We start from the raw sequence: 11,230 nt of genomic DNA on the forward strand, positions 1-11,230 counted from the left end.
GACTGGTCAAGAGCCATCGTGCGTCGTGTCTTTCTGTGAGTAGCTTTAGTCGGTTCTCACTGACCATCGCACGATGGCTCACCACGTCAACGACGTGACACCCAGCACCGAGAACTACACCACCCCAGGGGACGCCACCTCGTCGGACTCGACCCGACACTGTGGGATCCCATGCCGCTGGGCGTCTCGTTCTATGCATATGAGCGGGACTTCGATCAGATGGACCCTGACGGTTGGCACGTATGGGAAGTCGACACCCGGCGCGGACACCGCCACTCCGCGCGCACACCTGAAGGATTCGAATGCCGGGTGGGGTTCACGCCAAACCGCTTGTTGGACTTCGCTCGTTTTGAGCGGCGGGCCACCGATCTAGGACTCGACGCTGCGCTCCGCGTGAACCTCGCGGCGCAATTTCGCGAGTCGTCAGCGGCCAGCAAGATGGCCGGTGGCATCCACCCTCTGGAGAAACAGTTCGGACTCTCGGCGCCGAAGATCCTCGACTTGATCGCAGAAAGGAGGATGCTCACAACAGCAGTCAAAGGCGGAGTTGCCGAAGCCCATCTCGAGCAACTACTCGAGTTGGATCCAGCTGTCTCGTCAGTGGACCGGCGGACAGACGATCGTGGCGCTGACTTCGACGTGCGGCTAGCGTCCGGCAGGAACTTCGTCGTGGAGTGCAAGAACGTGAGTCCGACGGTGCTCGCCGACGGCACGGTGCAGGTCGAGACACAACGGACGCGCAACAGTAAGGATGACCCGACCGGACGTCTATACAGCTTCGATGCCTTCGATGTGGTTGCGGCGTGCATGTTCTCCGTGACTGGCGTCTGGGAGTTCAAGTACGCGAGAACCAACCAGCTCAAACCTCATGCCAAGTTCCCCGGATTCCTCGCCACGAAGCAGGCTGTCGATTCGCGCTGGACAGACACCATTGACGAACTTCCGTAACCCGGGGAGGCTACCGACGCGGGACATCGCCCCAGACCGAGGTCAACGCCAGCGAACACGACTCGATGCGTAGCAAGGGCTCGCGATGGGCTTTCGGACCGCGAGGCGTTCCGCCACGTTTGTCGCGGTAGTCGGATCGCTGCCTCAGCCGAACCGCACCCAGTTCGCCCCACCACCGGTCTCAGCCTGCTGCAGCAACGCCAGCTCATCCCCGACGATCGTGTACAGCGACACCGTCGTCGACCGCTCCCCGGCGGCAACGAGGAACCGCCCGTCCGGGCTCACCGCGAACCCGCGCGGCTGCGGCTCGGTCACGGTGAACCGCTCCGGCGCGACGAGTGAGCCGTCGGCCGCGACGCGCACGGCGGCGAGCGTGCTCTCGGTGCGCTCCGAGCACCACAGCGTTCCGTTCGCGAGGTGGATGTCGGCGCCCCAGATGTAGTGGTGCTCGCGCGGGTCCTCGTCGATGACGCTGTGTCCGAGATCCTTCGACAGGTCATACGCGGGCACCGCCTGACGGAACTCCAGCACGCCCGACTCGACGTCACGGTCGAACCGCAGCACCTCGCCCGAGAACTCGGTCAGCACGTACACGGCATCCTGCGCCTCACTGAAGACGAGATGGCGCGGGCCGCTCCGATCCGGGCACGCCACCGTCGCCGGCGTGAGCGGCGTCAGCGACAGGTCGTCACCGAGCGCGTACTGCGCGACGAGGTCGGCCTCCAGCGACACGAAGTACGCGAACCGACCGTCGTCGCTCGCCAGCACCGAATGCAGCCGCGGATACTCCACCCGCGCCACCGGCTCGCCGACCACGCCGCCCTCGACCGGGCACACGATCCCGTACCCGCCGCCGTACGACGCGCCCAGCAGCACCGACCCGTCCCGCGTCAGCGCGAGGTAGTTCATCCCACCGTCTGCCAGCGCGAGGTGCGTCCGCGGCGTCAGCGCACCGGATTCCCGATCGATCTCGAGGGTCAAGATGCCGGCATCCCGCGCCTCGCTCTTCTTCACCGCCGCGTACAGCAGATCGCGCGCACCGTCGATGACGAACGTCGAGCACCCCGTGACGCCCTCGGTCACCGCGAGTCGCTCGAGCCGGCCCTCCACGAGCCGGAACGTGCTGATCGAACCATCACCGGCATTGGCCACGAACACGAAGGGGAAGGCACTCATCCTTCGATCGTAGGGGCGTCACGCGGCGGGGGAGCAGGGAGCGCGGCGATAGGCTCGGGGGATGACTTCGGCCGCCCCGCGCACCGCGCGCTTCGTCGTCCTCTGCATCCTGATCGGACTCATCGCGGGCCTCATGTCGGGCATGTTCGGCGTCGGCGGCGGCACCGTGATCGTCCCGCTGCTCGTCCTGCTGCTCGGCTTCGACCAGAAGCTCGCCGCCGGCACCTCGCTCGCCGCGATCGTCCCCACCGCGACGGTCGGCGTCATCTCCTACGGGCTGAACGGCACGGTCGCCTGGATCCCCGCCCTCATCCTCGCCGCGGCGGCCGTCGTCGGCGCGCAGCTCGGCACCTGGCTGCTCGCACGCCTGCCACAGAACGCGATCCGCTGGGGCTTCGTCGGCTTCCTCGTCGTCGTCATCGTGATGCTGTTCATCGTGATCCCGTCGAGGGATGCCACGTTGCCTATGAACATCTGGACGATCCTCGCCCTCGTGGCCCTCGGCCTGTTCACCGGCACCGCCGCGGGCCTGCTCGGCGTCGGCGGGGGAGTGATCGTCGTCCCGGCACTCATGATGCTGTTCGGCACGAGCGACCTCGAAGCCAAGGGCACGTCGCTGCTGATGATGATCCCCACCGCCATCTCTGGCACCATCGGCAACCTCCGCCGCTCCAACGTCGACCTCGTCGCGGCAGCCTGCGTCGGCATCGCCGCGTGCACGACGACCGCACTCGGCGCCTGGATCTCGACGCTCCTCGACCCGTTCACCGCGAACATCCTGTTCGCCGCGTTCCTCACCTTCATCGCGACGCAGCTGGCCCTCAAGGCGTGGCGCGCAAGCCGCGACGCCCGCCGCGCGCGCTGACCCGCGGCATCCGGAGACCCCGACCGGTCGTCGAGGCCCGCCGGTAGGATCGAGGGGTGTCCGTGAACCCTGAGCTCGTCGGCCGGACGTACCCGCCGACCGCCCCGTACCTCGTCGGGCGCGAGAAGGTGCGCGAATTCGCGCGCGCCGTCTTCGCGACCGATCCGCAGCACCACGAGCCGGCCGCCGCGCAGGCCCTCGGATACGCCGACGTCGTCGCGCCGCCCACGTTCGCGATGGTCATCCAGGACCTCACGCTGCAGCAGCTGCTCGCCGAGCCCGGCTCCGGCATCGTCCTCGAGCGCACCGTCCACGCCGAGCAGCGCTTCCGTTACAGCCGCCCCATCGTCGCGGGCGACGAGCTGACCGCAGCGCTCACGGTCACCGGCATCCGCGCGTTCGGCAAGGGCGCGATGGTCACGAGCGACGCCGAGATCACCGATGCCGGCGGCGAGCACGTCGTCACCGCCACGTCCGTCCTGCTCGTGGGAGGCGAAGAATGACCACCCTCGAGGTCGGCACCGTGATCGCCGAGCGCACCGTCCACCTCACCCGCGAAGACCTCGTCCGCTACGCGGGCGCATCGGGCGACTTCAACCCGATCCACTACCGCGACGACGTCGCCGCCCGCGTCGGGCTGCCGGGCGTCCTCGCACACGGGATGCTCACGATGGGCCTGTCCGTCGCGACCATCACCGAGTGGCTCGGCGACACCGGCCGCATCCTCGACTACGGCGTCCGCTTCACGCGCCCCGTCGTCGTCGACCCCGACACCGGCGCCGACGTCACCGTCATCGCGAAGGTCGGCGCCGTCGCCGACGACGCCATCCGCATCGACCTGACCGTGACCGCCGCCGACACCACCGTGCTCGGCAAGTCGCAGGTCCGCGTTCGCCCCTGATGCCCGAGATCACGCCCGTCCCGCTCGCCGCCCTGACCACCCTCCGCGTCGGCGGCACGCCCCGCCGCATGGTCGAGGCGCGCACCACCGACGAGCTCGTCGAGACGCTGCAGGAGCTGTGGCTCGACCGCGAACCGTGGCTGGTGCTGGGCGGCGGATCCAACCTGCTCTTCGGCGACGACGACTTCGAGGGCACCGTCGTGCTCATCCGCACGACCGGGATCGAGCGGCTCCCGTCGCCGCGCGAGGGACACGTGCGCCTCAAGGTGCAGGCCGGACACTCGTGGGACGAGCTCGTCGCCCTCACCGTGTCGGCCGGGCTCGCCGGGATCGAGGCGATGTCGGGCATCCCCGGCACCACGGGAGCCGCCCCCATCCAGAACGTCGGCGCGTACGGTCAGGAGATCGTCGAAACGCTCGTCGAGGTCGAGCTCCTGGACGAGGCGACGGGCGAGGTGTCGACGGTCCCGGCATCCGATCTGGGTCTGGGCCTGCGCACCTCGGTGCTGAAGCAGCACTACGGATCGGTCCCCGAGCGCCCCGCTGTGATCCTCACGGTCACCCTCGAGCTGGCGCAGGTCGGGCATGGTGACGTACCTGTGCGGAGCGCGCAGCTGCGGCAGGCACTGAGCCTGGACGAGGATACCGCGGTCTCCCTCGCCTGGATCCGTGAGACCGTCCTCGCTACCCGCGCCCGCAAGGGCATGGTGCTCAACGACGCCGACTCCGACACGTACAGCGCCGGCTCGTTCTTCCAGAACCCGGTCGTCTCGGCCGAGTTCGCCGCGACCCTCCCGCCCGAGGCGCCCCGCTGGCCCATGCTGCCCGCCGAGCCGGACGACATCGTCATCCCGCTCGACCGGTTCGACGGCTACCTCCCGCCCCGCCCGCAGGGACTGCCGCCGGTGAAGCTCAGCGCCGCATGGCTCATCGAGCAGTCCGGGATGCCGAAGGGCTTCCGCCTGCCCCGCTCGCGCGCCGGCCTGTCGACCAAGCACGCCCTTGCTCTCACCAACCGCGGATCGGCTTCCGCCGAAGAGGTCGCAGCGCTCGCCCGTCTCATCCAGCAGCGCGTGCAGTCGGAGTTCGGCATCCTGCTGCAGCCCGAGCCGGTGCTGCGCGGCGTCGAGCTGTAGGGCCGGTGGCCCGCGGCCCGGCCCGACCGGGTCGCCCTGACGGCGCCACCCGCCCGGGTCGCCGGAGCCACGGCATCCCACAACGTACGAACGCCCCGGTCAACCGACCGGGGCGTTCGCGGATCAGCTCAGCTGAAGAGCTTCTGCATCCGCTGGATGCCTTCGAGCAGCTGTTCGTCGCCGAGGGCGTACGACAGGCGCAGGTATCCGGACGGGCCGAAGGCCTCGCCGGGAACGACGGCGACCTCGGCCTCCTCGAGGATCAGGTCGGCGAGCTCGAGCGACGTGTTCACCGTGCGGCCGTACCACTCCCGGCCGAGCAGACCCGTGACGTCGGGGTAGACGTAGAACGCGCCGAGCGGGTTCGGGACGGTCACGCCCGGGATCTTCGCGAGCTCCGACACGATAAGACCGCGACGGCGATCGAAGGCGAGACGCATCTGCTCGACCTCCTCCTGCGGTCCGGTCAGGGCGGCGAGCGCCGCGCGCTGCGCGATGTTGTTGACGTTCGAGCTCAGGTGCGACTGCAGGTTGCCGGCGACCTTGATCGCGGCGGCGGGGCCGACCATCCAGCCCACCCGCCAGCCGGTCATCGCGTACGTCTTCGCGACGCCGTTGACGAGGATCGTCTGCTCGGCGAGTGCCGGCACGGCCTCGACGATAGAGACGGCGCGGAACCCTTCGTAGACGAGGTTCTGGTAGATCTCGTCCGTCACGACCCAGATGCCGTGCTCGAGCGCCCACTCGCCGATCGCGCGGGTCTCGTCTTCGGTGTAGACGGCGCCGGTCGGGTTCGACGGCGACACGAACACGAGGACCGTGGTCTTATCGGTGCGGGCGGCCTCGAGCTGCTCGACGGTGACCTTGTACTCCTGGTCGGCGCCGGCGAAGACCTCGACCGGCACGCCGTCGGCGAGGGCGATCGCCTCGGGGTAGGTGGTCCAGTACGGCGCGGGCAGCAGCACCTCATCGCCCGGGTTCACCACGGCCTGGAAGGCCTGGTAGACGGCCTGCTTGCCACCGTTGGTGACGATGACCTGCGACGGCGAGACCTCCAGGCCCGAGTCGCGGAGCGTCTTCGCGGCGATCGCCTCGCGCAGCACCGGCAGGCCGGCGGCGGGGGTGTAGCGGAAGTTCGCCGGGTCGCGCAGGGCCTCGGCCGCAGCATCCACGATGAACTGCGGCGTCGCGAAGTCGGGCTCGCCGGCCGCGTACGAGATGACGGGGCGGCCCGCCGCCTGCAGCGACTTCGCCTTCGCGTCGACCTTGAGGGTCGCCGACTCGGCGATGGCGGACAACTTGCGGGAGAGCGGTGCGCGTTCGGTCACCCTCAGAGCGTACCGTCGCGCGCCGTTCCCGCCAGGCGTGTGACCGGGCTCGTCGTCAGAGGTCGAGCGGCCACGCCGGGTGCAGCTGGATGACGCCGCCGGCGGCGCCGGGATGCCGCGACGCGAGCTCGACGGCATCGTCGATCGTCTCGCACTCGAGCACGTCGAAGCCCTGGATGCGGTCGAACGCGCGGGCCGCCGGACCGTCCGTGACGGTGACCTCGCCGCCGCGCTGCCGGATCGTCTTCACCTCGTCGGCGGGACGCAGCCGGTCGCCCGTGGACGCCCGGCCCGTGCCGTAGGCCTCGTCGACCCACTGCTCGATCGGGAACGCGGCCTCCTCCGCGGGGTCGGCGGAGGAGTCGCTCAGAACCAGCATGAGAAAGCGCATCGTCGTCATCCTTTCGTGGGGAGCGACGCTACCAGCGTCCGCCGGGAGGCGGTCACGGGGTTGCGGTCGTCCCCGTCATCATCGCCCGGATGCGCTCGAGCGGGAGCTTCGGCGTCCGGTCCGCGCGGACGAGGCCGTTCGTCTCCTGCAGGGTGTCGGTGAGCTGCGTGTAGCAGAAGCCTGCGAGCGTCTCGCTGTCGTGCACGGCCGCCATGAGCCCGCCCAGGCGCTCGTCGAAATCGTCGGCAGAGGTCGCGGCGGAGTAGCCCCAGGCATCCTCCGCGGCATCCACGTCGAACGAGATGCCGCCGAACTCGGTCAGCATGACGGGCGCGTCCGTGACGTCGCCGCTGAGGACGAGGAGGCGCCCCGCGGGGCCGACGCCGTCGATCATGCGCTGCACGTCGGCACGGGTCCGGTACCGCTCGCGCACGACAGCCGGCCGCCACTCGTAGTCGTGGATCGCGACGATGTCGGTGTCGACTTGCTCCCAGCCGTCGTTGGACACGACGGGGCGGGTCGGGTCGAGCGCCTTCGTCAGCGACACGAGCGAGCGGGCGAAGTGCTGCATGCGGGGATCGGATGCCACGTGCTGTACGCCCCAGCTCTCGTTGAGCGGCACCCACGTGACGATCGACGGATGCGAGACGTCGCGCCGCACGACCTCGAGCCACTCCCGCGTGGTCCGCTCGATCGCGGCGGGGGAGAAGGTGAACGTCGCGGGCGCCTCGCCCCACACGAGCAGGCCGAGCTTGTCCGCCGCGAACAGGAAGCGGGGGTCCTCGAACTTCTGGTGCACGCGGGTCGCGTTGAAGCCGAGGTCCTTGATGAGGGCGACCTCGTCGGTGAGCGCCTGCGCCGACGGCGCGGCGAGGTGCGAGTCGGGCCAGTAGCCCTGGTTGAGGACGGAGCGCACGTAGTAGGGGCGATCGTTGAGGAAGAAGCGGCCGCGCGCGACATGCGCCGTGCGGATGCCGAGGTACGAGCCCACCCGGTCGTCGCCGACGACGACCTCGGCGTCGACGAGCCGCGGGTGCTCGGGCGACCACAGCAGCTCCTCGTAGGCCTGGCCGTTGAGCAGTTCCGGGAGCGGCACGACGAGCGTCGACTCGTCGTCGGTCACCGTCGTCCGCACCGACCCGAGCGCGCGGCCGTCGAAGGAGAGCCGGATGTCGACGTCGATCGGGGCGGCCGGCACGGCCGACAGCTCCAGGTGAGCGGTGGCGGTGCCGCCGCGCGGGTCGGTGGTCCAGCGGAGCGCCGTGACGTGCACGGCGGGCACCGACTCCAGCCACACCGGCTGCCAGATGCCGCTCGTGCGGTGGTACCAGATGACGTGCGGGTGCTCGCGCCAGTCCTGCTTGCCGCGGGGCTGCGCGATGTCGTGCGGGTCGTCCTCGACGCGCACCACGACGAGGTGGTCGTCGCCGTCCGCGAGGGCGTCGGTGACGTCGAGGCTGAACGGCGTGTGGCCGCCCTCGTGCGCGCCGACCTGCTGGCCGTCGAGCCACACGCGGCAGCGGTAGTCGACGGCGCCGAAGTGCAGCAGCATCCGTCGCCCCTCCGCGTGGCCCGCCTGCTGCAGGGCCGCACGGTCGATCGTCCGGGAGTACCACGACACGCGGTGCGGTGCCGTGTCGCCGACGCCGGAGGCGGCGGACTCGGGCGGGAACGGGACGGTGATCTCCCGATCGGTGACGCCGGTGACCGGCCAGCCGGCGGCGGTGCCGCGGTCGTCGTCGTCGTGCGCGAACGACCACGTGCCGCACAGGTCGGCCCACGCGTCCCGGATGAGCTGGGGGCGGGGGTAGGTGCCGTCCTGCGCGCTGGCGCGTGCAGCCGTCCGGTCGTCGTCGATCATGGCGTCCAGCATGCCGCATTCTTCTAGCGCTGTAAACCGGAAAGCGGATGCCGGGTGTCGAGCCGGCGCAGGCGCCCGCGATCCCGCCGCGCGGGCGCGGTCAGTCCTGCGGTGCGGGCGCGCTCTCGCGCACGACGATGCGGTGCGGGACGACCTCGTGCCGCCCGGCGCCGTCGAATCCGTGGATCCGCTCGAGGAGCAGGGTCATGGCGCGCGTGAACAGCGCGTCGAGATCGGGGCTGACCGTCGTGAGGCTGGGGAAGGTGACGGCGCTCAGGCGGGTGTCGTCCCATCCGGTGACGGCCACGTCCTCGGGCACGCGGATGCCGCGCTCGTGCAGGGCGCGGAGCGTGCCGAGGGCGGCGAGGTCGTCGCGGCAGACGATGGCGTCGACGTCCCACCCGCCCGCGAGGGCCGCCCGCACGGCTTCCGCCGTGTCGAAGGCGGCGATCGACGCGGTCGCGACGAGCATGCGGGGGTCGACGGGGAGGCCCGCGGCGGTCAGCGCCTCCTGATAGCCGAGGATGCGCTGCTTCGACGTGTCGCTGAGCGCGTCCGCCTCATGGCCCACGAACGCGATCCGTTTCCGGCCGAGTCGGATGAGGTGCTCGGTGATCTCCCGGGCGGCCTGCACGTTGTCGATCATGACGCGGTCCATCGTCAGCGGCGCGGGCGTCTCGCCGAGCAGGACGATGGGGATCTGCGAACGGTGCCGGGCGATCTCGGCGGACGACATCCGGGACGGCTGGAACAGCATGCCGTCGATGAGTCCGGCCTCGGAGCTCGCGATGAGGGCGCGTTCGCCCTCGATCGTGGCATCCGTCTCCTCCAGCATGACGCGGTAGTCGAACGCCTGCGCGCGCTGCGAGGCGACGTGGGCGAGCTCCGCGAAGTAGGGGATCGCGACGTCGGCGACGCCCAGCGCGATGAAGCCGGTGCGGCCGGTGGCCAGCCGGCGCGCGGTCATGTTGGGGCGGTACCCGAGCTCGTCGATGGCGCGCTGCACGCGCTCGCGCATCTGGGGGGAGACGTGCGCGTAGTCGCGGACGACGTTCGACACGGTCTTCATCGACACGCCGGCGCGCTCGGCGACGTCCTGCAGGCGGGGTCCTCGCATGAACGTGCTCCTTCCGAGGCTCCGCTCAGATTACCGGTCGCGGCGGCGGGACCCGTTGACAGTGTATTTCTAGCGCTGTACATTCGACAGACCTCGACTCCAGCACGCGCTCTGCGTTCTGAGCGGACGGACTCAAAGGAGAGCAATTCCATGACATCGCGATTCTCACGAGGGGTGGGCTTCGGCCTCGCCGGCGCCCTGGCCCTCGCGCTGACCGCCTGCGGCGGTTCGAACGCCGGCACGGGCGGCGTCTCGGGTGAGGAGTACGACGGTCCCGCTGTCGACATCACCTTCTGGCACGGCTGGACCGGTGGCGCGGCGCCGACGATCGTCCCGAAGCTCATCGACCAGTTCAACGCCGAGCACGAGAACATCACCGTCAAGAACGTCCCGCAGGAGTGGGCCGACATCGCGTCGAAGATGCCGCTCGCCATCAAGGCGGGCAAGGGACCGGACGTCGCCGTGCTGCACGGCGACGACCTCGCGACCTACGCGGCGCAGAACCTGCTGCAGCCCGCCGACGAGATCATCGACGGCCTCGGCTACGGCGAGGACGACTTCCCGCCCGAGGTGTTCGAGATGGGCGACTTCCGCGACGCGCAGTACGCCGTGCCGTGGAGCGTCACCCCGCTCGGCCTGTTCGCCAACAAGGAGGTCATGGCCGAGGCCGACCTCACCGAGGTCCCGACCGACCGGGAGGGCTACCTCGAGGCGCTCGACGCGCTGAAGGCGGCCGGCGTCAAGGGCGAGTGGGTCGACGGCTACGTCTTCACGGGCACGTTCGAGTTCCAGAGCCTGCTCTGGCAGTTCGGCGGCGACCTGTACGACGACGACGTGGAAGAGGCCACCTTCAACTCCGAGGCCGGCGTCAAGGCGCTCACCTGGATGACCGACCTCGTCGACAAGGGCTACAGCCCCGCGAACGTCGCGCAGGACGGCAACATCAAGGCGCTCCTCGCCGGCGACACCGCGTTCAACTGGAACGGCGTGTGGCAGACGACGAACACCGCGTTCGGCGACCTCGAGTGGGAGGCCGCGCCGGTCCCGCAGATCGGCGACGAGAAGGCCGTCTGGTCGAGCTCGACGCACTGGGTGTTCCCCGCCAACAAGGGCCAGGATGCCGACAAGACGTCGGCCGCCGCGACGTTCGTCAAGTGGATGAACGACAACTCGCTGGGCTGGGCCGAGACCGGCGAGCTCCCCGCCGCGAACACCGTGCGCGAGGACCCGGAGCTGCTGTCGACCTACCCGAACCTCGAGCCGTTCATGGAAGAGCTCGAGTACGCGCACTACGAGACGGTCTCCCCGGGCATCAACGAAGCCAACGCCCTCATCACGACCGCGATCAACGAGGCGCTGACCGGCAAGAAGTCGCCGCAGCAGGCCCTCGACGACGCGAAGGCGAAGGCCGACAAGATCCTCGAGCAGAACCGTGAGAAGTATGGCGATTGATCTCGCCGCCAAAACGGCCGTCCCGGCCCCGCGCTCCGGCGCGGGGGCGGGAGAG

The 11,230-nt window shown here is 69.9% G+C and carries 11 protein-coding genes; 6 read left to right on the top strand and 5 right to left on the bottom strand.

Features of this window, described 5'->3' with window-relative positions:
- The first annotated feature begins 171 nt into the window (after positions 1-171).
- The gene (locus ACHFGS_RS02750) at positions 172-948 is read left to right on the top strand and encodes a hypothetical protein (protein ID WP_394278817.1); all 777 of its coding nucleotides are present in this window, start codon (positions 172-174) and stop codon (positions 946-948) included.
- Between the two features lie 144 nt (positions 949-1,092).
- On the opposite strand, the gene ACHFGS_RS02755 is transcribed toward ACHFGS_RS02750, so the two are convergent.
- Positions 1,093-2,124, bottom strand: coding sequence for a lactonase family protein (locus ACHFGS_RS02755; protein ID WP_394278816.1), 1,032 nt, complete (start codon positions 2,122-2,124; stop codon positions 1,093-1,095).
- Between the two features lie 61 nt (positions 2,125-2,185).
- Here ACHFGS_RS02755 and ACHFGS_RS02760 point away from each other — a divergent pair, with 61 nt between their 5' ends.
- The 4 genes from ACHFGS_RS02760 to ACHFGS_RS02775 are packed head-to-tail and all read left to right on the top strand — an operon-like array spanning position 2,186 to position 5,026.
- Positions 2,186-2,989, top strand: a complete 804-nt coding sequence (locus tag ACHFGS_RS02760) for a sulfite exporter TauE/SafE family protein (protein WP_394278815.1) — start codon at positions 2,186-2,188, stop codon at positions 2,987-2,989.
- Between the two features lie 56 nt (positions 2,990-3,045).
- Complete coding sequence (locus ACHFGS_RS02765; protein ID WP_394278814.1) at positions 3,046-3,492, top strand: MaoC family dehydratase N-terminal domain-containing protein; 447 nt, start codon at positions 3,046-3,048, stop codon at positions 3,490-3,492.
- Complete coding sequence (locus ACHFGS_RS02770; protein ID WP_394278813.1) at positions 3,489-3,890, top strand: MaoC/PaaZ C-terminal domain-containing protein; 402 nt, start codon at positions 3,489-3,491, stop codon at positions 3,888-3,890. The genes ACHFGS_RS02765 and ACHFGS_RS02770 overlap by 4 nt, the downstream gene beginning before the upstream one ends.
- Positions 3,890-5,026 (top strand): UDP-N-acetylmuramate dehydrogenase, encoded by a 1,137-nt coding sequence (locus tag ACHFGS_RS02775; RefSeq protein ID WP_394278812.1) that lies wholly within the window; start codon positions 3,890-3,892, stop codon positions 5,024-5,026. The genes ACHFGS_RS02770 and ACHFGS_RS02775 overlap by 1 nt, the downstream gene beginning before the upstream one ends.
- Before the next feature lie 128 nt (positions 5,027-5,154).
- Here ACHFGS_RS02775 and ACHFGS_RS02780 read toward each other — a convergent pair whose 3' ends face one another.
- The 4 genes from ACHFGS_RS02780 to ACHFGS_RS02795 form a co-directional block, all read right to left on the bottom strand.
- Positions 5,155-6,354 (bottom strand): pyridoxal phosphate-dependent aminotransferase, encoded by a 1,200-nt coding sequence (locus ACHFGS_RS02780; protein WP_394278811.1) that lies wholly within the window; start codon positions 6,352-6,354, stop codon positions 5,155-5,157.
- A gap of 55 nt (positions 6,355-6,409) precedes the next feature.
- The gene (locus tag ACHFGS_RS02785) at positions 6,410-6,745 is read right to left on the bottom strand and encodes a YciI family protein (RefSeq protein WP_394278810.1); all 336 of its coding nucleotides are present in this window, start codon (positions 6,743-6,745) and stop codon (positions 6,410-6,412) included.
- Between the two features lie 52 nt (positions 6,746-6,797).
- On the bottom strand, positions 6,798-8,618 hold the full coding sequence (locus ACHFGS_RS02790) for a glycoside hydrolase family 2 protein (RefSeq protein WP_394278809.1): 1,821 nt from the start codon (positions 8,616-8,618) through the stop codon (positions 6,798-6,800).
- 88 nt (positions 8,619-8,706) lie between these two features.
- Positions 8,707-9,723: a LacI family DNA-binding transcriptional regulator gene (locus ACHFGS_RS02795; RefSeq protein WP_394278808.1), complete on the bottom strand. Its 1,017-nt coding sequence runs from the start codon at positions 9,721-9,723 to the stop codon at positions 8,707-8,709.
- Between the two features lie 150 nt (positions 9,724-9,873).
- On the opposite strand from ACHFGS_RS02795, the gene ACHFGS_RS02800 reads away from it, so the two are divergent.
- Complete coding sequence (locus ACHFGS_RS02800) at positions 9,874-11,175, top strand: ABC transporter substrate-binding protein (RefSeq protein ID WP_394278807.1); 1,302 nt, start codon at positions 9,874-9,876, stop codon at positions 11,173-11,175.
- Positions 11,176-11,230: the final 55 nt, after the last annotated feature.

Source organism: Microbacterium sp., from assembly GCF_043427715.1.
GTDB lineage: Bacteria > Actinomycetota > Actinomycetes > Actinomycetales > Microbacteriaceae > Microbacterium.